This window comes from Vreelandella populi (assembly GCF_003989825.1).
Classification (GTDB): Bacteria; Pseudomonadota; Gammaproteobacteria; order Pseudomonadales; family Halomonadaceae; genus Vreelandella; species Vreelandella populi.
The window spans coordinates 142319-168887 of sequence record NZ_RZHE01000007.1; the positions used below are offsets into that span (position 1 = coordinate 142319).

Sequence of the window (26569 nt, forward strand, 5' to 3'; positions counted from 1 at the left end):
CTATGAGCGATTGCCCTTCTATCCAACTCGACGTGATCGGCGAGATGCAAGAGAAGTGGGACATTGTTGACGCGCTCATGGGCGGCACGGATGCAATGCGAAAGGCTGGCGAGCGGTTCTTGCCGAAGTGGCCGAAAGAGGAAGATGACGCCTATCAGGATCGGTTAAAGCTCTCTACCTTGCTTCCTGCTTTTAGCGAAACGGTCGAGAACATGACCGGGCGCGTATTTGCTGACCCGATTGGGCTTGGCGAGGAAATGCCCGAAAGCATCCGGGCCCAAACTGACGATATCGACCTGCAGGGTAATAACCTGGCTGTATGGGCGACTGACTGGTTTAAGAAGTCGCTGGCCTATGGTATGTGCCATGCGCTGGCTGAATACCCGACAAAGCCAGAGGGTGTTCGCACTCGAGCGCAAGAGCGTGCCGCCGGATTACGCCCTTATGCTGTCATCGTTGAACCGCAGCAAGTGCTCGGCTGGAAGACTGACTATAGCGCCGGCGCTCCACGCCTGACCCAGTTCCGCTACATGGAAAACGTCGAGGTCGATGACGGTGAGTTTGGCGTAGCGATTATTCAGCAAATCCGGGCGCTTGAAATTGGTCGCTGGCGTGTATTTCGCAAGAGCGCGGAAAAGAGCCGCAAAGGCGCATGGGAGCTACACGACGAAGGTACAACAAGCCTGAGTCGCATCCCGCTGGTGACGTTCTATACCAAGCGCACCGGCTTTATGACTTCATCGCCGCCCCTGCTTGAGCTTGCGCACCTCAATATCACGCATTGGCAGTCACAGAGCGACCAGCGCAACATCCTGCACATTGCCCGGGTGCCTATCCTGGCTGCAATCAATGCAGAGGATGGACAGGATGCCCAAGGCAATGCGGTGCCGTGGGAAATGACCATCGGTGCATCGACAGCAACTCGGATTAATGGCGAGAATGCCGACCTCAAGTTTGTCGAGCACACCGGTAAATCCATCGAAGCCGGCCGCCAGGATCTGCAAGACCTGATCGATGAAATGCGGATGGCGGGGGCTAAGCTTCTTCAGAAGGAAAAACAGGCGGTCAAGACCGCCGCGCAGGCCAATGAGGAAGCCGCGCAGGAGCTTTCGCCGCTGGAGACAATGGCTAACTCGTTTGAGGATGCTATCGACCAGCTGCTGCAATTCTTCGCGGATTATCAGGGTGAAACGTCTGGCGGTTATGTGCAGGTCAACGGCAACTTTGATGTTGATACTGCGCCTGAGATCACCCTGCCCTTGTTGCGCGATATGGCCGATAAGGGCTTCCTGTCTGCTGAAACGCTGTTCAGAGAAGTGCAGCGCCGCCGCGGCCTGGCTGATGATCTTGAGTGGGAAGTTGAGCTTGATCGTCTCAAGGCGCAGAACAACCGGCCAGAGGCTGGATTGCTTCAGCAGCTCATCATGGCAATGGGCTCTCGGGTAACCAGCCAAGAAACGCTCTGGGAATATCTACGTACTGGCAAAATTCCAGAGCGCGACTGGGGCGAAGAGTCGGCCCGGATTGAATCAGCGCCGCCCACTGAGTAAGTGCCATGGCCACGTTTGAAGAAAACCGCGACCGCGCTCAGCAATTGGTGTTTGACTCCATCCTGCGTCATTCGCTGGCCGTTGAGCGCAACACGCGAGGCATGACGGCGGAAATGACCAAGGTCGTTGAGGCTGCCGGCGCCGCGTTGGGTCCAGAGCTGCAAGAGCGGCTCGACAATCTCAATCAGGGCGAGCTAACGGCGCTGATGCGTTATCGTCCGGGCACTAAGGTCGATAAGCTGCCGACCCGCGTGCAGAGTGTGATCAGCTTCATCGCTGCATGGTCTGATGATCTGGGCCTAGCCATCAGCTCAACATGGCAGGAAGGCGCCAAGGAGTTCGCACAGGCCGAGATAGACTTTGTGTCTGACCTGATGCGTGAAGCGCTGGAGGATGTGCCTAAAATTGGCGTAACGGCGGCGGCTGTCTATCGGCAGGCAATGGCCCAGCCAGTGATGGGCGTGTTTCTCGATGACGCGCTTCGCGAGGAAAGCACGAAGACGCGCTATCGGGTTTACACGACCATTCGTAACGGCGTGACGCAAGGCCAGACAAACGCCGAAATCGTTCGCGCTCTGCGCGGCACCAAGAGCATGAATTATACCGATGGCGAGCTGAAAACGACGCGCAATAACCTGAATTCGATTGTGAGGACGGGTCGCAGTCATATAGCGTCAATCGCTGAGGAGGAAGTCTACGACGCACTGGGCGTTGATGAGCTAGTGTTTATCGCCACCCTGGATGGCCGCACGACTTTTATCTGCTCAAGCTACGATTCCCGCGTGTTTAAGCGCAGCGATAACAGCCGGCCGCGCCTTCCCCTGCACTGGGGAGAGCGAAGCCGATATGCGCCCTACTTCGGCGGCAAAATCGCCGGTAACCGCCCATACGTCAAAGCCTTTGAGCCCATCCAGCGCATACGCAAGAATGACCGACCTGAGGGCATGATCGGCCAAGTCCGCGCCTCAACGTCGATGAACGAGTTTCTAAAGCGTCCAGATAATTCAGCCTTCGCCCGAGAGTACTTCGGTGATACGCGGTACCGGCTGTTCAAGGAAGGCAAGCTCGATATTCGCCAAATGGTGCGAGCAGACGGAACGAAGTATTCAATAGCAGAGCTTCGGCAGCGCTACGCGAAGGATTTCAGAGAAGTGTTCGGAGATGCGGGGTAATATTAGCTGATGGAACCCGCCAACCCGTACTTTCAGCAGTGGTGGCAAGCCTGGCAGAAACAGCAAGCAGGCGTTGCTACCCTTTCAGATCTCATTGCTACTCGGGTGCACTGGGAGATGAGCATGGCGCTGCAGAAAAGGCTTGGCGGCTTGAATGACTGATGGCTTGATAATGGTGACAGTTTAAGGTACGTTTTCAGCTACGTGTGGTTATTGCGTCTTTCAGAGCCGCTCGAATCTATTCCACGCCCTGGTCTTTGCCGGGGCGTTTTGGTGTCTGGGCCAAAAAAGGGCGTAAAAATACGTCAAAATCGGCATTTAATTTCCTCGATTGATAAATATTTAACCAGGCATAAGCCTGCGACAACTAATCGAGGTATTAACTAATGACACCATTACAAATAATACGCATCAACCATCCCGTTGCATCCTTCGTGATACAGCTAGAGCAGCTATCAGCCACTAATATCAAGGCCTATCTTTTTGATTCCAGATATCCGTGCTACCCCGAAATGATATGGGGATGCAGCTTGGAATCTGCGCTTGTAGGCTGCTGTAAACTTGTACGCACAGAGCGAGCCAGAGAGGCACATAACATCCTCATTGCGCCCGACACGGATATGCTTACAAACGACCACATTCTGTCGATATTGAGTCGCTATATGCTCTGGTCCTGCGACGTAAGATACATCTAATACCTAGCCCGCCACCGAGCGGGCTTTTTTTCACCCAATTACCAACAGCCCTGCTTTTTCAAGCGGGGCTTTTTTATGCCTGCTCGGCGGATGCCACAGGCGCAGCGCGGCGGATGCCGCACAGGAGTGAGTAGCAATGAAACTGAAGCTAGATGACCAGGGCCATGCAGTACTGCAAGACGGCAAGCCGGTCTATGTCAAAGATGATGGTAGCGAAATGGCGTTTGATGCCGCGCAAACCACGGCGACCATTTCCCGCCTGAATGGCGAGGCCAAGAGCCATCGCGAGCGCGCTGAGGCTGCAGAGACGAGCCTGAAGCAGTTCGAAGGCATTGAAGACCCTGTCGCCGCGCTCAAGGCCATCGAAACCATGAAGGACGTGGACGCCGGCAACCTGATCAAGAACGACAAACTCGAAGAAGTGAAGCAGGCTGTCGAGAAGTCAGTTGAGGAACGCTACCAGGGGCAGATCAAACAGCTCAACACGGCGCTTCAGCAATACGAAACGCAGACCGGCGAGCTAACCCAGCAGCTGCATAAAGAGCTGATTGGTGGCGGCTTTGCCAACTCCAAGTTCGTCAACGACAAGATTGCCGTTCCCAGCGACATGGTACAGGCCACATTCGGCAAAAACTTCAAAGTCGAAGACGGCAAGCGCGTGGCCTATGGCAACGACGGTCAGCCGATCTACAGCAAAACCCGGATGGGCGAGCTGGCAGATTTTGACGAAGCGCTGGAAATCCTGGTCGACAACTACCCGCACAAAGACTCAATCCTGAAAGCATCCGATGCAAACGGTGGCGGCGCGCCGAATAACGGCGGCGGCCGACCACCGGCTAACAAGGGCAATTTCGGCGGTTCACGCGAAGAGCGTACCGCGGCAATTGGCTCACGCTTTCCAGAGCTGCCCGAGCGTTAAGGCGGCTCCTGGCTGTAATCCCGGATGGGAGCAGCGCAACGGGGCGGATGCCCCACCACACCACGTAAACCCAGCCCATCCGGGCATTCTCAGCTAATAAGGAAAGACCATGGCACTCTCAGATATGGAAGTGTTTAACCAGTACTTCATGCCCGCGACCATCGAGACCCTGGCGCAGGAAGTGGAGAAGTTCAACGAAGCCAGTGGCGGCGCGATTCTGCTGACCACTGACGGCTTTGACGGCAACTTCCTGCAAACCAGCTTCTACCAGAGCCTGGTGGCAGCGCGTCGCCGTGTTGGCCGCTTTGGTCCCAATAACGAGGTCGCATCCGTCGACCTTACCCAGCTTGAGCACAACACGGTCAAGGTAGCTGGTGGCTTCGGCCCAGTGCGCTATGAGCCATCTCAGATGACCTGGCTACGCAAGCCGACCCGTGAAGGTGTCGAGGTCGCGAGCCGTGCATTCGCTGAAGCGATGCTACAAGACCAGCTCAATACCACCATTGCAGCGCTTGTGGCTGCTATCGGCAACCAGGGCGAAACAACCACTGTTGATGTTTCCGGTGATTCGCCGCTGGATTACGAAACCGTCAACGAGAGCCACGCGCTGTTCGGCGACAACTCTAGCCGCCTAGTGGCTGAAATCATGTCCGGCCGCTCTTACCACTCTTTTGTCGGTCAAAACCTGCGCAACGAGAACGCGCTGTTCTCCGCTGGCTCTGTGCGTGTTGTCGATATTCTCGGCAAGCTGGTCGTCGTGACCGACGCCCCGGCACTGTACACGCCAGCTAGCGGCGAAGACGCTGCGAAGCGCCGCGTTCTGTCGCTCGTCCAGGGTGGCGCTAGTGTTCACGACGGTCGCGACATCATCTCCAACATCCAGACCACTAACGGCCGTGATCGCATCGAGACCACGCTGCAGGTGGACTACTCCTTCGGTATTGGCCTGCGTGGCTACTCCTGGGATACCGGCAACGGTGGCGCGTCCCCTTCTGATGCAGCGCTGGCCACCGGTGCGAACTGGAACATGGATGTTTCTGACGTGAAGCATTCTGCTGGTGTGCTCGCCGTCGGCGCAGCCTAAACCCTTATGGCGCCCACATCGGGCGCCTTGATTGGAGAGTGACATGGAACAGGACAAAATCGTCTACGAAAAGCACCCGGTCAGCAAAGAACGCAAGGCCGAGCTGCGCCGCAAGGGCTACCGCATCCTCGATGAGCGCTTTAAGCCCCAGGGTTACGAATACCCCGAAGACCTGCGCCCCGAGAAGCCGCAGAAGGTCGAAAACATGCGTGTTGATGACCCGAACAACGAGACCACCGAAGACCAGCGCCGGGAATACCTGTTCGCTGAAATCGAACGTCTCGACGGCAAGCGCCCGGGTGCTAACAGCAAGACCGAAAACCTCGAAGCCAAACTGGCCGAGCTGAAAAAAACCGAGGAGTAAGGCGATGGCCTATGTCACTGTCGAACAAGTCAATGAAACGCTCGGCAGTGACTGGGCCGACCCTGCTGCTAAACCGCTGGCGGTGCAGATGGCCAATACCTGGCTGACTGCCCGCCAGATTCCCGAGAAGCTAAGTCTCGAAGATCAACAGACGATCACCTTGGCAGGCTCATACCTCGCCAAGATGGCCGCAGACGGCACGCTCTACGCCTATAGCGAGGGCGTGGTGGCTAGTGAGTCAGTGAAAGCCGATACGGTATCTGTATCGACTACTTACGCTAACGGTTCGCGCCCTGTACTGGCCGATATGGCGTTTGTTACCGACCTGCTTTCCAAGTGGCTGTCGGGTAACTCATTCCAGTTCAGGCTCGCTCGGGGGTGATATGGGTATCACTGACAAGCTCAATAGCAAGCTGGCAAAGGCCTATGACACCAAGCTAGCTGACGCTATCAAGCCGTTCGAGTGCGTGCGTACCACGGCAGCCGGGGAATATGACCCGGTGACCGGAACAACTCCGATTGTCACGAGCGGCTATACAGGCCGCGGCGTTTTCGGCTCTTTCAAGCAGGAAGAAATCGACGGCACCCGGATATTAGCCACTGATACCAAGCTATCAGCCGCCCTTAAAATCGAGACAGTCGAAGTCGTAGATGGCGAGCCTACCGGCAACCTAGCTATTCCGCAGGTCGATGACGTGATTAACGGCATGACGGTTAAGAGCGTCTCAGCGGATCCGGCAGACGTCCAGTGGGTATTAGCCCTGAGGCGGACGTAATGGCGCGGCGTGGCGGGTGGTCTACCCCGCTATCGGCATTTATCCCCCAGGTAGAAAACGAGTTCGTTAAGTTGCGCAACCAGATTGTGGCTGAGGCTTTGCAGTTGCTTCAGTTTGGCTCGCCAGTTGACCAGGGTACGTATCGCTCTAACCATCGTATCTCAATTGGTGATCGCGACATGACGTTTGAGCTTGTCTCTGGATCAACTGCGCCCAAAGGAAGCATCGACCAGCAGGCCTACGACCGCGAGATACGCAAACTGCTGACCGAAAATGCGCCCTACACGATTGTCTATTTGCAGAACAATTTGCCGTATGGCGTTCGCATCGAAGATGGGCACTCTGATCAAGCGGGTAATGGTGTCTACCGCACGGCCGCCTCTGCCCTGCGCTCCAAATACGGTGGTTAGCGATGGATTACTCAGATATTCAGCTTGTGCTTGAGAGAAAGATGGCCGAATGGCCTGGAGATATTCCGGTCTGGTTAGATGGCACCATAATTCCTGAGAGCGTTAAAGAGGCGCGAGATGGCGTAAGGCGAGCGCCTTGGTTGAGGTTTGTTATCACGCTTAGTCGGGCTAGGGCCGGAGAGATTGCCGATAAGCCAGGGCGGCTTGTGCCAGGCTCTATAGCCATCGAAGTTTATTACCCTCGAAACCAAATCCCTTTACCTGGAGAGCCATCTGTAAACCCCGCTTTCCAATGCGCGCGCCTAGCTGACCAGCTGGCCAAGCATTTCGAGTTCTGGCAAGAGGGCCACTTGACCACACATGCGACATCGAACGTCTACGTCGAGCCCGAAGATGACTGGTATCGACGGAATGTAGTGACTGACTTCGACGCTGGCTGCTAACCACAACCGAAAACCCACACAACCCACCTCTGAGTGGGTTTTTTATTGCCCAGAGGTGACACATGCAAGACTCAGGATCAACTATCCGCATCGCATACCGCGAGGATGGCTCGGATGGCCCGTGGAACATATTCCGCCGCACTGATGGCGGCCCAACTATTACCCCAAGCACAGAAGGCGCTGGCGAGCAGCTAGGGCAGCGTGAAGAGACCGATGAAGTGCTGCTTTCGGCTGAGGTTGGCGGCACGATCAACTTCAACTTTAGCGCTCAGACGTTCGATGACTTCATTGCGGCAGCTTGTGCTAACGACTGGGACGCCACGACCGGGCAAGTCGTCGCGGGCGGCCTGCTGGACAAAGCGTTTGAAGTGCTGGTGTCGTATCAAAGAATCGGCAAGCACGTCTTGATGAGCGGCATGCGCGTGTCCGTGCTCGGTCTGACCGTAGAGGCGGGCGCACGTATCACTGGCTCTATCGACTTCGTCGGCACTGGCTACGAAGGCACCTACGACCCGAGCGGCGATACATTCAACGATCCGACTACTACGCCGGTAATGACGGCGGCGGTTAACGGCGGCGATGTATTGATCGATGGCGAGCTGTTAGATGGCACCTGCGTCAGCCAGTACAGCATCAGTCTCGATAACAGCTACTCCAGCCAGTGGTGTATCGGCCGCGTGACAGCTGGCCGCCAAGTCATAGGTGATCTGAACGCCACCGGCACTATCGAATTCGCCTTTACGGCCGATGGCTTCGACCTATGGCAGCACACACTAACCCGCGTGCCGATTACCACTGATTTCTCGATGAGCGACGGCACGACTACCTACCGCATCGAGACGGCCAAAACGTTCTTGAATGGTGAGCTGCCCACACCTTCTGGCAGCGACCCGGTAACGGCAACGCTTGACGCTCAGTATCGCAAGAGCATTGAGGCGGGCTATTCGGTGCGCTTCACGCGCACCCAGGGCGGCGCGCAAACACAGGCCCGCATCGCTTCGATTGAATCAGCTCAATCACCCAGCGAAGACGAAGTAACAGCAGCTTAACCAGTTCGGCGGCCGGGGAATCATCCGCGCCCCGGCCGCCACTTTTATTGCGGAGCGGAGAGGAATAAATAATGGCTTATCAATTCAAACGGTTTGACGAATCCAAGATGACTGATGGCAAATGGGAGGACATCAATGGAGGTCGCTTCAAAATCGCCAAGAGTGGAAACCCTGTCCACCTGCAGGCTAGCGAGCGCATTACCAAAGAGCAGAAGGAGAAATACCCGGATGGTGATATCCCGATCATGGAGCGCCTGCGAGGCGCCGCGCAAGAGTGGGCTGAAGGGGTTCTTCGGGACTGGGAGGGCATGGAGCTAGATGGACAAGCAATCCCCTACTCTATTGAAAATGCTACGATATTGCTTCTAAACGACGATCCGTTATTCGATGCGGTTCGCAGAAAAGCGCGGCAAATGAGGCGCTTTGAAAATGAATACACCGAGAAGCAGAAAAAAAAGCCCTAGCCGTCCTTGATCACGACCTGAAGTGGTCAGGAAAAACGGCGGCGGTCACTGTTCTGAATGCACGTTTCGGTAATCAAGTGGAGAAGCCGGAGGCCGATGAGCGCACCCAGTTTTGGCTAAACACCTTCCATTTGGTTGCGCGGGAGCGGCCATACACATACGGCGCACCACTGCCGATACGGCCTCTTTCGATACTTGATCTGATTGAGCGATTGCGACTTCCGGCAGAGCCAGAGGAGGCCGTGGCTATCGTATGTGCGCTAGACGATTGCTGGCTCAAATGGAAAGACAGCAAGCAAAGTAACAAGACCCAGGCCGCCTAATCAGGCGGTTTTTTTATGCACGAAAAGAGAGGTGAACATGAATATTCCAGCAACTAACGGAATCACGTACATTCCTCAAGACTTCGCGCAAGAAGGTGACTCTGATAGCGATACGCTAGAGCGGTTTTTTGCGTTTGCAGGTACCGGTAAAGCTAATCATTGCCGACTAGCTGCAACGGGCAAGTGGAATATTGACCGCACGCTTGTCATCACGAAGGCTGGCAAACGTATCGACTTCGATCTTTGGTTAACAGATACCGTTGGCCTGGACGATATGGTCCACATTATTGCGAACGCCAATGCGGATTGGTCCGGAAAAATGGTGCTGCGCGGCGTGCGCGGAGAAACAGCGAGCCTCAATGTAGGTCGCGATACTGTCAACGGTGTGCGCCTTTCCGGTAACCGGCTTGCTAAGCTGTGTGACATTGATTTTAAGGGCGGCTCAGGCTGGGCGGCGTACCACACCTCAGGCGGTGGCCCTAACAGTAACATGATGGAACTGGGCAACATTGTTGCACTAAATGCCGGTGCTAATGCGCGACGTGATCGAGAGTACCTAGTTAAGATTGCCTCATTTCAAAATCGTGAGAGCAATAATATTCACCAGCGCACCGTTATGCATGTTGCTGACCCGGCCCGCATCCCCTCTGAGGCGCACCGTTTAACTAAGGGGCTTGCTTACACGACGGATGAAACAGGGTTCAAGAAAGCCCACAAGATCACCGATGTGGACTATGAAAAAGGCACCATCACCGTCTACCCGCGTATTCCCGATAAGTATCAATACCAAGGCGTTGAAATTGGTCTGGTGTTTGGTGGCGGCCTCTGTCTTAACGAGTCGGGCAACACCGCCCGAGCCACCTTTGGCACCGTAACTGCGACGCGTTCTGGTCCCGCTGTTTGGTTGTCTGAGCAGTACACGCCCCACGGCAAAGGCATTACTAGCCAATACTGCGCAACAGCCGCCGTGTTTGGTGACGAGCCGCAAAACGCTTATAACGGCACCGTTTTGGGCCACCTGTACTGCGAGGGTGAACCAATCGCGAACTTCATCAACACGTGCCAGACGAAAAGCAGCTCCTCAACAAACGGTTCGGTAATCAACGCAACTACCGGACTTCGGCCTGAGAACCTGCAAACAATGGGGTGGCTCCGTCCGAACGGTCAAGAAGGCAAACAAGGGAAATTCTACCCGTTCACTTTCCCCTATAACGGCACGTGGTTTTACCCGCCGCATCAGCGCGACGTAGTTAGCAGCACGAATGATGACGAAAGTAGCTACGGCGTATATGCCTCGCCGCTGCCCGACCAGCAAACCTATGCCACGGTCATTCGCAAAACAAGCAGGCTTTATTTAAACGACAACAAAGACTTGCGCGAACTTCGAGGTATAGCACCTATTCGCTTCGAGCTTTACGGTGATGGTAAGAACGGGGAGTACCGTAAAAACTTCGAAGTGGCTTGTGCTACTGGCTACACCATCAACGGTAAGGCTAGCCCGCTGGTACTGCCGCGCTACAAAAACCCCGTAACCATCCATGCTCTGCTTGGGTGTAACAACAACTGGCATGTGTCTATTACGGAGCATCAAGTGCCCGAATAGATGAGCTTGGCATAACCGCAGTACGTTGGTCCTCGCTGGCTAACGTACTGCATCACCACATAACCACCATTAACCGCCCTTGAGGCGGTTTTTTTATGCGCCATGCCCGGCGCGATCATCCCTAGAACCTTTCAGAAAGAGCCCTGGAGAATCGTCGGCAGCGGTCGGCGGACCCTCTAGGGGCTGACGTTTCTGGGCAACAGGGTTCTTTACTAAAAGGAAAGACGCAATGAACGACCTAATTAAAATCGACGTAGATGGCAACCTGTATGTCTCTAGCTTAACCGTCTCTGAAGAATTTGGGCGTCGGCATGACAACGTCCTGACAAGCATCAGGGATTTGATAGCTAGTCGCCATTTAGGAGCCCTTGATTTCAAGGAGTCATCCTACAGATCAAAGCAAAATAAAGAGATGCCATGCATCCTTTTAAGTCATCGCGGTTTTTTGATCTCAATGCCCTACATTGGTGGGGAGAAGTCTAAGGACGGCCAAGTAAGGTTGGTCGACAGCTTTATAGAGAAGAGCGAAGAGCTGGAGCGCCTTAGGGCGATTAAATATGCTGTTCTCGAATCACCCGCCGAATGGGAAAAGCGATTTGTTGACCGCTTCTACCAAGCGCTGGGCAAAATGACCAACCTGCCCTTCGCTGGCCATATTGGCGGCACGCCTGCATTGTTTGGAAAGATAACCAAGGATTGGGTATATCGAGTCGCGCTTGATGATGAGATCTATCAGGCAGCAAAAGAGCGAGCGGGTAGCGCCCACAAAATTCATCAAGTGCTTTCAGATTCCGCTTTGCGCCGAGTAGAGAAGCAGATGGATGAAATCACTACCCTTGCTAATTCATGCGTCGACTACCAAGACTTCATTGCTCGATGCTCGCGCATGTACGGGGTGAAGGGCCAATTAAGGATTATCTACCCCGCTGCGGCCTAATGATGCAATTTTCGTTGCATCGGCAACGGGCGCAGATTTGCGCCCGTTAAGCGTGGCATCCTAACCCACCAACCCGGCTACTCTTTCCTATCCCTCCCCGCCTAATCAAGTTAGGATGAGGCATCTAATAATCCAAAGGGTTAAAAACACTAATTAGCGGGGAACAAAGGATGAAGCATTTGCTATGGCAGCTATTTGCTGGCAACGTCAAAGCTACTCTCATTGACGAAAATCCTTACCGAAAGTCGAAAAGACCTTCCAATGAAATAGTCCGCGCCAAACGCATTCCTAGAGGCATCGAAGCGCGCAAGCCACCAGCCCCTCGTCAGCCTGAGAAAGAAATAGGCGCATTGAAAGAAGACCACATCGGTAAAGCCGCTCAATTCGAGCATGCTACTAAGGCGGCGATAAAAGAAAAACGTTTTGACGACGCCTGGCGCTTACTGCAGGAGCAGCAACACTATTGGCTGTCTCACGCCAATAGTAGGTACTTTACAAAATCGCAAACATTCGAACTCATCGCCTCGATTAACGAAGACATGGCCGACATACAACGGCTTGAAGGTAGGCATGACGCTGCTTTGGCGCATCTTATGTATGCCATCGCCGCTGGCACAAAACCACCTCAATCGCGTACCAAAAAACTGTCTTCGTATTTTCATCGATGCAAATTTGCTAGCACTTACACCGTTGAGCGTGCAGAGATAGAGCTTGAGATGCTAAAGAAAGATCCTATCTTCGGAGTGGTGCAAGAATTCGTGGCATCTCTACGTAACGGCACCGCACCAACTGGTAAAGAATAAGCGGCGGATAAATGAAACCTCGCCAAAGTGGTGGTGGCTAAACTGCCGCGCCCCTACCCTTCGCTGTCAACCTGATATTTGATTTAATGACAAGCCCGCCGCGTGTGGGCTTTTCTTTGCCTGGTTTCTTTATGCGCTGCGGTTAAGTGAGTCAAAGGAAAAGCATGAAGCCGGTAGTACTCTAATAGTCGAAAACATCAGTCGTAGGTAGCAACGCCTTCCCTTTTAAAGCTAAGATCGGTTAGAGCGCCCGTAGAGGCGTGCCGATAATTACTTATAAGGGGAGTCATGTGGCAACTACTGATAATTTAAAAGCGCATCTATACCGTGTCGTTCCTTCCGATGATGCAGAGCCTCTATCGGACGTCCTTGCTCGCATAAACAGCTTCCCTATCAAGCGTAGGATTCGCCTTGTTAATCAGCGTAAACATCGACTTGAGGGCCTTGAAGATGGCTCGACGATAGATAAATCTGGGGCGGGACTTTTTTTATTTAATATTATGCATTTTCGACAAGGTCATGGTCCTGGGCAAGCCCAGGACACCAAGCCTCTGCAGGGCCTGAATTTTAATGGTGGTGGGCCGGGCGAGGATACTGCAGCCATCTACGATCCAGATGAAAGCTGTTTAATTATACAGTACAATCACAATGGGCCTCGCAATACTGCAATTAGAAGCTACTTGGCTGAGTTCTTTCATTCAGGAACGATTGAGCTAAACACAGTCTTGGATAATGACTTTAAACGAAAATTTCAAAATCAAAGGCACTTAACCCGCGTGGAAGCCAAAGTTGATGTCTCCCAGATATCCAAAAAAGATTTTCAAGGTAATACCGCGCTGCGTAAGGCATGTGAGGCTGCTGAGGACTTGGGGGGCGAAACTATCAGCATTACTATCTCGGTTGATGGTAGGAAAAAAGGGAATCAACTGGTCAGTAAGGCTAAGGGTTTTGCTAATGACCTAATGTTCAAGGCATCAAATAATCCTGACGCTGTAACCAAACTGGAAACCAAAGGCCCTATCGGCTCAGATCAATCCGAAATCATCGATTTGCTTGGAGGTAAGCTAACCGGCGAGCTTGAGGTAGCGGTTAGTGACGCCGATTACAGAATGGATATTAAGGATCGCTGGGAAGCGTTATATAGGATATATGCCTCGTGGAAGAGAAAGGGGTTAACTAAATAGGTGTTGCCATGTTTAACGATATAAGGTGGGAAAGAAGCTTTCCGTTGGTTTTTGGCCTTATGGCAGCCATCGCTGCATATGTCATGACACGATATGGAATTGATTTCACTAAGGATTCCAGCTTCTTTTCTGCTGTTATAACGCTTGGCGGCATTTTCTCTGCATTCTCAGTAACAATAAAATCCATCATGATAAGCAACACTGAAAAAATGAAGGTTATTGAAGAAAGTGGGTATAAGAATGACTTCTTTAATTATTTCTCGCGTGCCATCGACTCATCATTGATTTTATGCGCCGTCGGAATGATAGGGTTTATAGATAAAGTTGCCGGTATGGCGATCACCACGTCTTTGGTGGCCGGGCTGTTCGTTTATTGCTTATTTGCGTTGCGCCGAGTCACATTAATTTCGTCAGCCATGCTTAGACAGAAGGGGCGGCCAAATGCCGGATAATGAGAGCTAAATAACAAGGGTGGAAGGATGAGACGCGGTTTTGTACTATAGGCCTTTGACCAAGCTCATGCGTGAAGCGTTGAAAAACCCCACAGTAGTGGGGTTATGCTGATTACAGCCCTTGCCTTGCCAAACCGCGACTAGCCCCGGCCTGCCATGCCGTGCCCAACCCAGCGATGCTTTCGCACCGGAAAGGCGACTCTATGAATCGCCAGACCGCTACGCTGTAGCCCTTGCCCGACCCAGCCACACCTTGCTACGCCCAACCGTACCAAGCCGGACCTAAGCAGGCCGAACCGTGTGGCGCTTTCGCACCGCATAGCACCCTCATGGAAGGCGCTACACGCTGCAATGCAGCCCATGCCTCGCCGAGGCTAGCCATGCCATGCCCAGGCATGCCATGCAGAGCCGAGAAGGTTAAGGTTGAAACAGCTTAAAAATATCACGTCGCCCGCGTGACGCCATGCTGGCAAGGGACGCCATACGGGATTCAGTATCGATATGGCGGCGTCGCTCGTCATCAGTGAGCGCATCAAGTCGTGTGTTACTAAGCAACTGGTCGCCCCGCCGCAAACCTTTCTCGATGTGCCGGGAAGCTTCTTCGGCAGCGTATCGGGCTTGCTCAGCAGGCGGTACAACACGGTAGCCTTTGCCACGAACGGACTGCAAAGCTATTTGATGCTGTGTGAGAAGAGCTGTTTTAAATTGCTCGACTCTATCCAACGCAACGAACTGTTGTTCTCGAAACTCGGTGGCCGTTGTTGGCTCTGGCAAGGCCAGTGACCATGCTAACCACTCGTGAGTAACAAGGTCGCCATCAGTGAAGCCGGAGGCATGAAAGCGCTGTACGGCTTCCTTGAGACTCCATGACTGAGGGGGTAACGATGTGCTCATGACAGCACCTCGACGCTAAAGCGGCCAAATTTTGGTCGATAATCACCGACACCGCAGAATTGCCCGCCATCCTCCAGGCATTTAACAACCTGCGAGCGGTCGATGGACTCGGGATCATAGGCAATCGTGCAGGTAATTGACCACTTGCGGAATAATGGCCGGTATCGCATCAGGCGCGCTGACTGAACCTTAACGCTACGCGCATCGTAAAAGCGGGCATCCCATAGGCCCTTAACGGTACGCGGACCTTCGTACTCCAGGCGGCAGCGTTCATCCATAACCTCAACGCTGCGCTTAAGCTGAGTGCCAAGCTTGCTAAGCTTGCCGCCTGCCACCATGGCGGCTTCGATATTAACGCCGGGCAAATATGGCCCAAGCTCTTCATCAAAGTACAAGCCACCGCGCCATTCGCTTTTGGCAATAGCTTCGTGATCGTCATCGGTCTTTTTGCGCTTACCTGTTAAAGCCTTATGCGCTTTAGTGAGCGGGTTTAACGGATCGGCAAAGACGTCGGAGTGCATAAGCAAGGGGCGTGCGCCGATTATGCGGATTGAAATAGTGTTCATTTTAAACCTCGCTTAGCAAACCAGATGATTGGGCGTAATAGCGGGCCGACGACCCGCGTAAACAAACTGCGCAATATGCGTAACCAGGGCGGAGAATTTCATGCAGCCACCTTCTGGCTTTCCAGCGAATTCCAGTAGCCAATAACCTCGTCAAAATTCTCGTTAAACGAGGCGAGGCATTCATCCATCCAGATGTGGGACTGCATCATGCATCGGCTACCGTCATCTATGCCGCTTAGGCATTGCATTGAGGTTGCCAAAAGATCAATTCCGCACGATGCGTAATCCTCAAAGAGTTCGCCAACATCTAGCTCGCTGGGCGTTCTTTTGAACTGGGTGTAAAGCGCCTTCCGTAATACTTGACTTAAAAGCACTTCGTTCAGCTTTCGCGAAGGATGATCCACGTTCGCGGCCACTAATCGAACAGCGTTGGCGTACAGCGACAAGTCGCGCTGACAAAGCTGGGCTGATGCGCAGATTTTTATATCGCCCTGGTCTAGGCCAGCGCGGAGTAATTGCGCAATAGCATCAAGGTATTCGGCTTGCTTGATTAGGGAGTTGGCTAAGCTGTTGCTAACGGCATAATTGGTGTTAGAATGAGTCATTGATCTTTCCTTGTGACGGAATGTATCTGGAGCCCTCAAGGTGTTGGTAGCGCCGAGAGGGCTTTTTCGTGTCTAGGGTTTAGGCGGGCACATGCTTGAATATCTCAGCGAGGCGAGATAGCCCTTTTGGCGTAACCCGCACTTGCTCGCATATCTTTTCGCTACCATCGCTACGTGAAACAGTCGTAACTTTATGCTCAAGCAAGCCTTGCTGGATGCGATGCTGATAACCCAGCCACTTACCCGCTCCGGCACGTCGATATATCCAAGTGTTAGCTTGTAGCCACTGCATTAAGTCTTTGGGGCGCTCTTGAAGATACTTTGCGCTATCGGTTAAGCAGAGAGAGCCATCTGAGGTGGAAAGTCGGTCTAGCGCAGCAACCTTTGGGGCTTGCTCTGCGACAGCGCTTTCCAGCTCTATAACTTTTTCAGTAGAACTGAGCAGCAACTCACGCAATTTTGCGGGGTCAGCAAGCGCCTGCATCGGGTCTGGGGTAGATTTCTTAGCACGTCGCTCGCATTCAATAAAATACTGACGAGCCTCTTTCCCTTTTTCGTTGCGCTCGACCATAGACAGCTCTTTAGCCATGTCTAAAGTGATCGCGTATTCTTTTCGATTTGCCGCAAACCCGCGTGGTTGAGCCTCCCCCATTTTGGGGAGCACGATATAGTCGACATCCTGCAAGAATTCATAATCAGCGATTCTTGCCTTTATCCAAGAGGAAAAGTCACGCTTAACCTTGAGGAACTTGTGAAGCTCACGAGCGTCAACCGCGTCGACAGTTTCGCCGCCGATGATAGAAGATTCGATCGGGATAAGGCTTGTGCTAGAATCTTTCATGGTTGTATTCCTTTGGATTGGGGTTTAACCGCGCTGCTGGGCCTGGCCGCCCAGTAGCATTTGATACATGGCTTGCTCTGCTTTTTCGGCGCGTTCTTTCATTTCATCCCATGCAAGGGCGCGGTAGCGGAGTTCGGCGGTAAGAGAGCGGCAATTTAGGTTGCCCGCCTCGCGGATGCGATCAGCCTCATGGGGCTGCAAACGAATCGATGTTGGATGCAAGGTTGAGGTAGTCATAAAAATCCTTATCTCAGTCGTATAATTGGCCTTACACGACTAATGCTAGAGTCATAAACTACTCTATGCAAGTAAAAAAGAGTATTAAATAGGAAATTATGACTATGGACGACTACAAAACGACTCCTTCAATCGGCAACCGATTGAAATATAAGCGTAAAGAGATTGGGATCAACCAGGGTCAGCTTTCATCTGTATCTGGTGTTAGTCAGCGGCAAATATCGGCCTATGAAAGAGAGAAGTCCGAACCTCGTGCAGATACCCTTGAAAGGCTGGCTGTAGCGCTAGGAACGACAGCCGAGTGGCTTGAATTTGGAGACGAGCAAGCAGATATTGATATGCTTACCCAGGAGTACATGAAGGACTCCTTTGGGCCATCCCTTCATGTCCCTATTCTGAAATGGGATATTCAAAGCATACGGCGGGTTAAATTTTCTATCCCGCAAGATTATATTCCTGTGCCTGATGTGGCTACTGACGAATCTTTTGCCTTGGTAGTGCCTGGAAACGGCATGGCCCCAGATTATCCGGAAGGATCTGTGATCATCGTTGATCCAAATGCTCCGGCTCAAAGCGGTAGTGATGTAGTGGTAGAGATCGCGGGTGGGGTTACTTTTAAAAGGTATTCGGTAGAACCGGGCGGAAATCAGTTTCTTGTTCCGGTTAATCCGCAATTCCCGGCAATACCTGTTAAAGATGAGGAATTCAGAGTACTGGGCGTTGTAGTTCTCCAGCTTATCTATCGCCACCGCAACGAGTAGGTTTACTGCTAGTAAATGAGACAAAAAAAGGGGGAGGTATGAAATTACTGGTAGCCGTGGTGCTGGCGTTGGTGCTGGCGTATCCGGTTGGGGCGCAGGCGAGAAGTGATGCTACAAAAGATTCGATGGCTGAGGTTAGAGCACAAAGGTTGGTGCGCGAAAGCCTAAGAGATGGCCGCTCAGCTGAGTTCAGAGCCCTGCAAGTGATCCAGGCTGGCAGCGGAGGAAGATACGTATGCGGAGAGGTTAATTCAAAAAACGCATTTGGCGGGTATTCTGGGCACCAAAGATTCATAGTTATAAGAGAAATGGTCGTGATTGAAGAGATGGTAGATGATTTTGAGCCTGTTTGGCGGCAATTCTGTTGAATAATTAGTTTGTTCTAGACCCTCCCTCGCCGGAGGGTTTTTTATTGGCCCTGGCATTCGCCGGGGTTTTTTTTCGCCTGGAGAAAGGCTATGACATATCAGATATCTTCTCGCCTTGAGCTTATTATTGATAGCCGCACGGGCGAAAAGAACCTGAGAAACCTAGAGAGTGGGTTAGATAGCGTTGAGCGCAAGGGAGATATGACTGCCGCGGCTATGCGGCGTCTGAATGGAGTTGTGGGCTTGCTCGCGGGTGCATTTTCTGTTCGCCAAGTAGCTAATTATGCCGACGGATGGAGCGACCTCAATGCTAGGGTAAACAACGTCACCAAAGACCTGTCTCTGACTGATAACGTAATGAGGGGTATATCAGAAACTGCAAGAAGAACGTATTCCAGTCTAGAACAGACAGCCGAAACGTTTCTCAGGAACTCGACCGTTCTTACTGAACTTGGATACTCGCTTGAGCGACAAATTCAGCTATCCGATGCCTTAAACAACTCAATGGTTATCAGTGGCCTCAGGGGGCAAGAAGCCGAGTCCGTATTTAATGCCCTTTCAAGGGCTTTTGCGCTAGGCGAGCTTCGCGGCGATCAATTAAATACTGTGATTATGAACGGCGGGCGCTTAACCGAGGCGCTGGCTGCTGCTTTTGGAAGCACTACTCTTGAGCTGCAAAAGCTTTCTAAAGACGGACTTTTAACAACAGGGAATGTTGTAGAGGGCCTTATAGGCCAGCTCGAAACGCTTGAGGATGAAGCTGACGGGATGGACGCGGTAATTAGCGAGGGCTTTAGCCAAATAGGTAACGCGGCACAGGAAATGGTTGGGCGCGTAGATCAAGCTGTCGGGGCTTCTCTGTTTATAGCTGAAGGGCTGGTTAGCATATCCGATGCAATGAGAGAGTCAATCGAGCCGCTAATAAACAATCTTGACTTCGTTCGTGATGCCGCGATGGGCGTGGCAGCTGTCTACGGAGGTAGGCTTGTATCAGCCCTCGCCGCCGGCACTGCCGCCCAGATCAGCAGCTTTAATGCCACTCGCGCCCACACTGCCGCTCTGGCTGAAAACCAAGCAATGGAGGCTGGGCGCATCGTCACAATCGCTCGCCGCCAAGCCGCTGAATCTACAGCCTCAGCAAACCAAGCCCGTATAGCAGCGCAACGGGCATCGGTTGAGCGACAGGAAGCAGCGCAGGATGTGGCGCGGCTTCAGCGGTGGCAGACTCAGCTCTCTGCTGAACGAGCGCTGGAGGTTCAGCGCATGCAGGCCCAGATAAGCCAGACGGGAAGACTTCGGTCTCAAGCTCGGCTGGCTGAGCTGCGCACCGCCGAAATCGCCACCACTAACCAGTTAACGGCATCTACCGCCCGGCTGGCAGAAGCGGAGATTGCGGAGGCATCAAGCAAGCGCATATCAACTGCCGCAACTATTGAGAAAACACGAGCTGACGCGACGGCTACAACCGCCATGGGTACCTACACAGCGAGCGCAACAGCCGCAACGCGCGCTAATGGCCTACTCGCAGCATCCGGGCGCCTAGCCGCAAGCGCTCTTGCCCTTATAGGCGGCCCCCTAGGCGCGGCTGTTATTGCCGGTGGCGCCCTCTTCTACTTCCGCGAAGAGCTTGGCTTGATACCGAAGCCCGTACAGTCGGCCACTGACCGTATAGACGATATGACTAGCGCCTTGGATGCCAACTCCGAGGCGGCGCTGAAAAACGCCAAAGCGATGCTTGAGGCTGAGCGTCAATTCCAGCAATTCCGCCAAGCAACGATAGCTATGGACGTTACGCGTCAGCGGCAAATTGTGGCGGACGAACAGCGCCAATGGGATGCCGTGGGCGGACAGCAGGCCTTTGGTATGGGCCAGAGAAGCGAAGCCCAGCAGGCGTTACATGATCTTCAAGTTGAGCTGATGAATACCCGTAACGCGATTGATGCGGCGGGCGGGTCAGTTACTGAAATTGACGAGAAGCTGGCCCAGCTTGAGAAAACAACCCGCGAGACGGTTACTCCCACTACAGTCCTGACAGAAGAAACCGAAAAGCTCACCAAAGCCCAGCGCGACGCCCAGCGTGAAGCCGAGCAATTCGCCAACAGTCTGCAAGCCCTCACCGACCGCCTCTATCCCGTAGAAGCTGCCCAGCGCTCCTACGCCGAGGAGCAAGCCCTACTCACCCGCGCATGGAACGAGGGCACGATCACAGCTGATCGCTATACCGAGGCTATGCAACGGCTTGAGCGCGCTCAGCTCAGCACCCAGACAGCAAGCACGGTCTACAACCAGGGCTTTGGGGCTGAGATTGGCGCACGGGGCGGCGTGGGCTCGCCTACTGATCCGCTGGCAAGCATTGGCAGCCAGGATCAGGACTACTGGGGTAAGTGGCTGCAATCCGCTGAAACCGCCCTCACCGACTTTGATCAGCTTGCGGCGAACACTGCTGAGAATTTCCAGCGTGGCTTTGGTAATGCGTTCGAGTCGATGGTGTTTGATAGCGAGAACACTAGCGATGCGCTGAGAGGCATGGCAGAAGGTATCGCACGCTCTACTGTTAACGCGCTTGGGCAAATGGCTGGTCAGTGGTTGGCATACCAAGCCGTTCAGCTTGCTGTTGGAAAGACGGCACAGATCGGGGCGGCAACTGCGTTGACAGCAAATGCCCAGGCTGGTGTTTTCCAGGCGGGTATCAACGCCTTTTCCTCTACGGCTGCTATTCCAATCGTTGGCCCTGCAATGGCTCCGGCGGCGATGGCTGCCGCTATCGGTGCCACGCAGCCCCTGGCGACAGCCGTATCTTCGGCAGCGCTGGCAGGTATGGCGCACGACGGCATCGGATCTATCCCGCGCGAGGGCACATGGCTTCTGGACAAGGGCGAGCGCGTTCTGAGCAACCCGCAAGCGGACCGACTGGATGCTTATCTGAATCGCCAGGAGCGCGGCGGCAATAAAACCACGAACTCCTATCAGATTCACGTCGACGCACGCGGCGCGAACAACCCTGCTGAGACGCGACGCCAGGCACGCCTTGGTGCTGAGGAAGCGATACGTCAAACGCAGCGCGACTTTGAGCGCAACGGACCATTACGGAGAACATTAAATGTCTGAATGGCCTAACGAGGTGATACCCAACTCGATGAGCTGGAATATCGTCTCCAATAACTTCGCGTTCACATCGCCTTTCAACAATTCGCAGCAGGTCGTAGGTCACCCAGGCGGGTATTGGGAATGTAGCATTGATCTACCCCTGCTTGACCAGCAGCAAGCGCGGCTTATGTCGTCGTTCATCCACTCACTACACGGCATGATGGGCACGTTCCGGCTCTATCCGTGGAATCGGCGCCCGGGGCCTGCGGCGGGAAATGGAGTGGTCGACCTAGGCGGCCAAGCGGGTGGCCAGCTGGTAACGCGCGGCTGGAATGCTGGCACTACAGTATTGCGCCGCGGTGACTACATCACTGTGAGCGACCAGCTCTTAGAGGTGTTGCAAGACGTAGTTAGTAACGATCAAGGCCGTGCAACCATTCTTGTCGCCCCTTGGCTGCGCGTACCTCCTGCTAATGGCGCTGCCGTCAATTACCGCAACCCTTATGCCGTCATGCGATTAACCGAGGACGGCGCAAATACGGATTACCAGGGCATCATTGCTAGCGCATCACTGTCATGCCGGGAGGCTTTCTGATGATTACCTTCCCCTTCTCCGATTCCGTCATTGATCTAATGTCGCGCCCAACGGTGCGCATGACCTATGCCGCTGAGCTGGACTTTAAAGATGGCATGGCTCGGTTCCACACTGGCACCGGGCCGCTAGTGATCGACGGGCACACCTACGAAGGCGTGGGCATCCTGGGCGATATAGAAAGCGTGGCAGAGCAGCTTAATAGCTCGTCACCTATGTCGGTCATGATGACATTATCAGGCCTGGATACGCAGGTAATGCGCGACACACTGCAGGACCGGTGCCGGGGTCGTCCAGGCCGGTTAATGCTGGTGGCCTATGACGACAATGGCGACTATGCGGCAGACATTCTTTTCAGCGGCACAATGGATGCGGCGAACATGAGTTACGCAGGCAACCAGGGCGAGAACGCCGTTAGCGTAGAACTGACTGACAGGATGGTCGACTGGCAGCGCGGCGGCACTGAGCGCTGGACCGATGAGAACCACCGGGCACGCCATGGCGGCGACCGCTTCTTTGCCATCGTCGCCCAGCTTGCTGAGTGGCCTATCTTCTGGGGCGGCGCCAAAAACGCCCCGCCGTTTAAATTTTCGGATTAATCGACTATGCGACACCGCGATTGGACAACACGACTACACCGCGAAATACAGGCCGCCTCTGAGCGGCCTTTTTCATGGGGCGAATTTGACTGCTGCACGTTCGCCGCGGCGTGCTGCATCGCGATGTGTGACATCGACCCGATTGAGCAATACCGGGGCCGGTACTCAACAGAAACCGGCGCCAAGCGCGTGCTGAAAAATACACACGGCAGCCTTGAGGCGTTATGGGATGCGTACTTTGAGCGCGTGCCGGTCGCAATGCGTCAGCGCGGCGACGTGGTGTTGTTTGATAGCGAGCATGGCCGCTGCATAGGCGTTGTGTGGGCAGGCGCCGTATGGGCGGCAACAGAGAGCGGCGTGCACCGAGTGACGGCTGAGCCTTCTATTTGCTGGAGAGTTGATAATGTCCAAGGCGATTAAATCCGTCACAAAAGCGGTTACCGGCGTATTTGATGCCGTCTTGAAACCCGTACAGAAAGTCATAGGCAAACTTTTCGGCGTGCCGGACGTACCGAATTACAGCTCTGGCAATTCTGCTACTGAGCTAAAGCAGATCGTCAAAAGCTCGAAAGAGCCGGCGCGCTATGTATTCGGCCATATCGGCGTAGGTGGCCTCCAGTCGTGGGCCCAGGAGCAGGACGGCGACCAGACCGAAGGTGAAGAGCTTTATCAGGTTTTCGCGCTCACAGAAGGCTCCATTGAGCGCATTGATAATGTCTTTCTGGACCAAAACCCTATAGCTGACGCGGGCGACCGAGCTAGCTATGCCCTGCTCAAGAATATGAGCCAGGCCGATCCGTACTTGCTTGCACGCTCGCCCGGCTGGCGTGACACCATGATTGGCCGTGGCCTGTCCGCTGTCCGCCTCACGCTCAGATATGACCCGGAGTATTTCGAAACCGGCCTGCCGACGCCACTTGTTGAGCTGCACGGCCGCAATGATATATACGACCCACGCACCGGTGGCTACGGTTACAGCGATAACGTCGCGTTAGTCATCCTATGGTACGTGCGCAACCGCCTAGGCGTGCCCGATGATGAGATCCTATGGGATTCATTCCGCGAAGCGGCAAACATCTGCGATGAATGGATTATTAACCCTGACGGCAGCGGAGAGCGCCGCTATACCATGGCTGGCGGCTTTAAGGCAGATGAGCGTAAAGACCGCGTGTTAGCAGACCTTGAAGCGGCATGTGCAGGCACCCTGCTCCGCATCGGCGGCAAGTTTGGCCTACTTGTCGGCGCCTATTACGGTCCCTATGACTTCACTATTGATGAAAGCATGGTTATTGGCCCGGTATCTGGACAGACCGAGGTATCACGCGCTGATGCAGTGAATACCATGCGCGGCAAATTCGTTGATCCATCGCAGCGCTGGGCGGAAACCGACTACCCGCCTGTGGTGGTTGATGAATGGGTAGCGGAAGACGGTGGCCCGATTGAAGACAGTCTTGATCTGCGTTTCGTCACGTCTGCCTATCAAGCACAGCGCCTGGCTAACATTGCACTACGCCGCAAGCGTGCTGGTGGCACTCTACGCATCCCTCTGAACTTCCGAGGCTATGCCTGCCGTCCAGGGCGCGTTATTCGCGTCAACCTGCCAACTATTAACGTTGATGGCGAATTCCGTGTCGTTAACTGGGAGTTTTCCGGTACTGAGGGTTGCGTTGTAACGCTGCAGCAAGAGCAAGCGGAGATTTACGACGATGCCGTAGGTCAGCCGTTCGACCCGTTCGGCTTTATCAGCCTGCCTGCCGGTGGCATCGGCTCGCCTACTGGCCTGCGTTACGTACTAGAAAGCGTGGGTGAGGTCATCCAAGGGCGCCTTTACTGGAACCCAGTTGACGCTGCACTGCACTACAACGTTGTCATCAAGCACGATGGCTTAGCTGTGCAGAGTGCGCAAGTGCCCGCAGGCGTAGAGCGGTGCGATATTGGAGGGCTTGAAGCTGGGCAATATACGGCGGAAGTGCGGGCGCGTGGGCGCTTAGGGCTATCCGGCCCGAGCGGGATCAACTTCACGATCAACGTGCCGGCTACGCCCGAGCGAGTGATCTTCACCCGCGGCAACCGTGAAGTGACGTTGATCCCTCAGCTGCCACCCGGAGCTTCATTGGGCGGCGGCTACTACCGCTTTTACTGGACTCCCAGCGAGGGCGCGACACAGCCACAGTCTCAATACCTGGGCGACGGTCTGACGTTTGCCCATACCGGTTTAGCCCCTGCTACGCGCTACTACTATTACGTGCAGTCGGTTAACGCCTATGGTGCTTCGCCGTTCCTGCGTGTGGACGTGGAGACCACCAATAATTTCCAAGAGGAATTCGAGCTAATCGAGGCCGATCTACGCAAGCCCGGCGGCATCATTTATCAGATTGAGGAGGGTCTTGATGGTCTTATAGAGACAGTCGATGGATATTCTGAATCAATCGAGAAGGCCGAAAAGGAAGCAGGAGACGCCCTGAAAGCTGCATTAGATGCAGTTAAAAGCGGTGAGTTAAACAGCTTGGAGCAGGAAGTTAGGCTTTCTACCATCCAGGCGCAGATTGCACTCGCCAATGCCGTAATGGACGTTGAGCACAGCGTAAGGGTTGCTGAGGAGTTTGCGTTAGCTCAACGCATCACGACAATGGGTGTGACCTTCAATGGGCGTGTAGCCTCGATAGAAGAAGAGTTGACCGTATTTGCGAACGAGCAGCTAGCCCTATCGCAGTCCATTACAAAGCTGACTTCCACAGTCGGTGAAAACACAGCGAGTATTGAGGACACACGCAAAACTATAACCCTAAACGAGTTAGCCCAAGCTCTTGAAAACTCCGTTATACAAGCCAAAAACACCCTTGGCAGTGCTGTTGTTGACGTAGAGCACGTCGTACGCGTTGATGAAGAAAGAGCGTTAGCGCAGCAAATAACTGATGTCGGAATTGAATTTGAAGGCGAAACGGCTAGCGTGCGTCAGGAACTCGCCGCCGTTTACGACCCCGTTACAGGAGCTGTGGCTCAAGCCGTTACTACTGTAAATGTGAACGGTGTTTTGGGTGTACTGGGTATTCAGGTTGCTGGTGGCGAAGCCCAGATCATTGGTGTGGCCGATAAGTTCGCCATATTTAACCCAATCAACGGTCAACTTGTGACAGCGTTTGTCGTGACCGATGGTCGCGTGATCATGCCCGAAGCCTTTATCGATGCCTTGACCATTACGAAGTTGCGCAGTAGTACCGGCAGCCTAGTGTTTCAGGATGATCGGCTGCAAGCGGCATATATTGCGGTCGATCAACTACGTGTGAAGTGGGCTCAGATAGAGGATGTGTGGGTAACTAACGCCCAGATCGCTAATTTAGCCGTTGATAACGCAAAACTTGCTAACGCCTCCATAGATACCCTCAAAATTCGGGGTGAAGCGGTCACAATTGGTGTTAGTAGCCACGCGGACGCATGGGTAACCGTGCCGTTCCAGGCGGACATTGAGTTGGCACGGGTGACATTCAATCCAGAAGGTGGGCGCATAAAATTAACCTTTGGTTTTATTTATAGACCACCTTGGGCACCCAACGCGGGTTTCGGGTCAGTCTCGGTGAGCATCCGACGCGACGGAACGCAGGTGCGAGATTTCAACTTCGGTTATAACGGCGGGCAGCACGAGGCGGCGTTCCCGTCCACAGTGATTTTTACAGATTGGCAAAGCAGTAATCAGCCCGTTACATACACAATCATCGCTCGGGGGTTTAACGTCAACCATCAGCTGACTATACGTAATCGTACATTGATTGCTGAGTCACTAAGGAGGTAAG

The 26569-nt window shown here is 53.8% G+C and carries 28 protein-coding genes; 23 read left to right on the plus strand and 5 right to left on the minus strand.

Annotated elements, in window-relative coordinates; all coding sequences use genetic code 11:
* Positions 1 to 2 precede the first annotated feature (2 nt).
* The 16 genes from ELY25_RS09270 (at position 3) to ELY25_RS09340 (ending at position 14228) form a co-directional block, all read left to right on the plus strand.
* Entirely contained in the window at positions 3 to 1550 is a 1548-nt protein-coding gene (locus ELY25_RS09270) for a DUF4055 domain-containing protein (RefSeq protein ID WP_126950999.1), read from the plus strand.
* 5 nt (positions 1551 to 1555) lie between these two features.
* Positions 1556 to 2722 carry a structural protein gene (locus ELY25_RS09275; RefSeq protein ID WP_126951000.1) on the plus strand — a complete coding sequence of 389 codons (1167 nt, stop codon included), beginning with the start codon at positions 1556 to 1558 and terminating at the stop codon, positions 2720 to 2722.
* Between the two features lie 9 nt (positions 2723 to 2731).
* Positions 2732 to 2884 (plus strand): hypothetical protein, encoded by a 153-nt coding sequence (locus tag ELY25_RS17805; RefSeq protein ID WP_185859282.1) that lies wholly within the window; start codon positions 2732 to 2734, stop codon positions 2882 to 2884.
* Positions 2885 to 3553: 669 nt separating this feature from the next.
* The gene (locus ELY25_RS09280) at positions 3554 to 4336 is read left to right on the plus strand and encodes a DUF6651 domain-containing protein (protein WP_126951001.1); all 783 of its coding nucleotides are present in this window, start codon (positions 3554 to 3556) and stop codon (positions 4334 to 4336) included.
* Between the two features lie 109 nt (positions 4337 to 4445).
* Positions 4446 to 5420 (plus strand): major capsid protein, encoded by a 975-nt coding sequence (locus ELY25_RS09285; RefSeq protein WP_126951002.1) that lies wholly within the window; start codon positions 4446 to 4448, stop codon positions 5418 to 5420.
* Between the two features lie 43 nt (positions 5421 to 5463).
* Positions 5464 to 5784, plus strand: a complete 321-nt coding sequence (locus ELY25_RS09290; protein ID WP_126951003.1) for a hypothetical protein — start codon at positions 5464 to 5466, stop codon at positions 5782 to 5784.
* A gap of 4 nt (positions 5785 to 5788) precedes the next feature.
* Positions 5789 to 6166: a hypothetical protein gene (locus ELY25_RS09295; protein WP_126951004.1), complete on the plus strand. Its 378-nt coding sequence runs from the start codon at positions 5789 to 5791 to the stop codon at positions 6164 to 6166.
* A gap of 1 nt (position 6167) precedes the next feature.
* Positions 6168 to 6560 (plus strand): hypothetical protein, encoded by a 393-nt coding sequence (locus ELY25_RS09300; protein ID WP_126951005.1) that lies wholly within the window; start codon positions 6168 to 6170, stop codon positions 6558 to 6560.
* A complete protein-coding gene (locus ELY25_RS09305; RefSeq protein WP_126951006.1) occupies positions 6560 to 6970 on the plus strand; it encodes a hypothetical protein in 411 nt (136 codons plus the stop codon). Before ELY25_RS09300 ends, ELY25_RS09305 begins: the two co-directional genes overlap by 1 nt.
* Positions 6971 to 7475: 505 nt before the next feature.
* Complete coding sequence (locus tag ELY25_RS09310; protein WP_126951007.1) at positions 7476 to 8462, plus strand: phage tail tube protein; 987 nt, start codon at positions 7476 to 7478, stop codon at positions 8460 to 8462.
* 71 nt (positions 8463 to 8533) lie between these two features.
* Positions 8534 to 8926: a hypothetical protein gene (locus ELY25_RS09315; protein WP_126951008.1), complete on the plus strand. Its 393-nt coding sequence runs from the start codon at positions 8534 to 8536 to the stop codon at positions 8924 to 8926.
* Between the two features lie 360 nt (positions 8927 to 9286).
* Complete coding sequence (locus ELY25_RS09320) at positions 9287 to 10852, plus strand: hypothetical protein (RefSeq protein WP_126951009.1); 1566 nt, start codon at positions 9287 to 9289, stop codon at positions 10850 to 10852.
* A gap of 229 nt (positions 10853 to 11081) precedes the next feature.
* Positions 11082 to 11789, plus strand: a complete 708-nt coding sequence (locus ELY25_RS09325) for a P63C domain-containing protein (protein ID WP_126951010.1) — start codon at positions 11082 to 11084, stop codon at positions 11787 to 11789.
* Positions 11790 to 11959: 170 nt separating this feature from the next.
* Positions 11960 to 12592, plus strand: a complete 633-nt coding sequence (locus tag ELY25_RS09330) for a hypothetical protein (RefSeq protein ID WP_126951011.1) — start codon at positions 11960 to 11962, stop codon at positions 12590 to 12592.
* A 290-nt stretch (positions 12593 to 12882) separates the two neighbouring features.
* Positions 12883 to 13776 (plus strand): DUF6731 family protein, encoded by an 894-nt coding sequence (locus tag ELY25_RS09335; protein WP_126951012.1) that lies wholly within the window; start codon positions 12883 to 12885, stop codon positions 13774 to 13776.
* An 8-nt stretch (positions 13777 to 13784) separates the two neighbouring features.
* Positions 13785 to 14228 carry a hypothetical protein gene (locus ELY25_RS09340; RefSeq protein ID WP_126951013.1) on the plus strand — a complete coding sequence of 148 codons (444 nt, stop codon included), beginning with the start codon at positions 13785 to 13787 and terminating at the stop codon, positions 14226 to 14228.
* 417 nt (positions 14229 to 14645) lie between these two features.
* Here ELY25_RS09340 and ELY25_RS09345 read toward each other — a convergent pair whose 3' ends face one another.
* The 5 genes from ELY25_RS09345 to ELY25_RS09365 all read right to left on the minus strand — a co-directional run bounded on the left by ELY25_RS09345 (position 14646) and on the right by ELY25_RS09365 (position 17371).
* Positions 14646 to 15122, minus strand: coding sequence for a hypothetical protein (locus ELY25_RS09345; protein ID WP_126951014.1), 477 nt, complete (start codon positions 15120 to 15122; stop codon positions 14646 to 14648).
* Positions 15119 to 15688, minus strand: a complete 570-nt coding sequence (locus ELY25_RS09350) for a hypothetical protein (RefSeq protein ID WP_126951015.1) — start codon at positions 15686 to 15688, stop codon at positions 15119 to 15121. Before ELY25_RS09350 ends, ELY25_RS09345 begins: the two co-directional genes overlap by 4 nt.
* 98 nt (positions 15689 to 15786) lie before the next feature.
* On the minus strand, positions 15787 to 16293 hold the full coding sequence (locus tag ELY25_RS09355; protein WP_126951016.1) for a hypothetical protein: 507 nt from the start codon (positions 16291 to 16293) through the stop codon (positions 15787 to 15789).
* 79 nt (positions 16294 to 16372) lie between these two features.
* The gene (locus ELY25_RS09360; protein WP_126951017.1) at positions 16373 to 17134 is read right to left on the minus strand and encodes a phage antirepressor KilAC domain-containing protein; all 762 of its coding nucleotides are present in this window, start codon (positions 17132 to 17134) and stop codon (positions 16373 to 16375) included.
* Positions 17135 to 17158: 24 nt separating this feature from the next.
* A complete protein-coding gene (locus tag ELY25_RS09365; protein WP_126951018.1) occupies positions 17159 to 17371 on the minus strand; it encodes a hypothetical protein in 213 nt (70 codons plus the stop codon).
* A 104-nt stretch (positions 17372 to 17475) separates the two neighbouring features.
* On the opposite strand from ELY25_RS09365, the gene ELY25_RS09370 reads away from it, so the two are divergent.
* From ELY25_RS09370 to ELY25_RS09400, 7 genes are all read left to right on the plus strand, one after another.
* Positions 17476 to 18132, plus strand: coding sequence for a S24 family peptidase (locus ELY25_RS09370; RefSeq protein WP_185859285.1), 657 nt, complete (start codon positions 17476 to 17478; stop codon positions 18130 to 18132).
* Between the two features lie 38 nt (positions 18133 to 18170).
* Positions 18171 to 18500, plus strand: coding sequence for a hypothetical protein (locus ELY25_RS09375; RefSeq protein WP_126951020.1), 330 nt, complete (start codon positions 18171 to 18173; stop codon positions 18498 to 18500).
* 216 nt (positions 18501 to 18716) lie between these two features.
* Positions 18717 to 21608, plus strand: a complete 2892-nt coding sequence (locus tag ELY25_RS09380) for a tape measure protein (protein WP_236995692.1) — start codon at positions 18717 to 18719, stop codon at positions 21606 to 21608.
* Positions 21601 to 22182 carry a hypothetical protein gene (locus ELY25_RS09385; RefSeq protein ID WP_126951022.1) on the plus strand — a complete coding sequence of 194 codons (582 nt, stop codon included), beginning with the start codon at positions 21601 to 21603 and terminating at the stop codon, positions 22180 to 22182. The genes ELY25_RS09380 and ELY25_RS09385 overlap by 8 nt, the downstream gene beginning before the upstream one ends.
* Positions 22182 to 22778: a hypothetical protein gene (locus tag ELY25_RS09390; protein WP_221885497.1), complete on the plus strand. Its 597-nt coding sequence runs from the start codon at positions 22182 to 22184 to the stop codon at positions 22776 to 22778. The genes ELY25_RS09385 and ELY25_RS09390 overlap by 1 nt, the downstream gene beginning before the upstream one ends.
* A gap of 6 nt (positions 22779 to 22784) precedes the next feature.
* A complete protein-coding gene (locus ELY25_RS09395) occupies positions 22785 to 23198 on the plus strand; it encodes a DUF6950 family protein (RefSeq protein WP_126951023.1) in 414 nt (137 codons plus the stop codon).
* On the plus strand, positions 23182 to 26568 hold the full coding sequence (locus tag ELY25_RS09400) for a phage tail tip fiber protein (RefSeq protein WP_126951024.1): 3387 nt from the start codon (positions 23182 to 23184) through the stop codon (positions 26566 to 26568). Before ELY25_RS09395 ends, ELY25_RS09400 begins: the two co-directional genes overlap by 17 nt.
* The last annotated feature ends 1 nt before the right edge of the window (position 26569 follow it).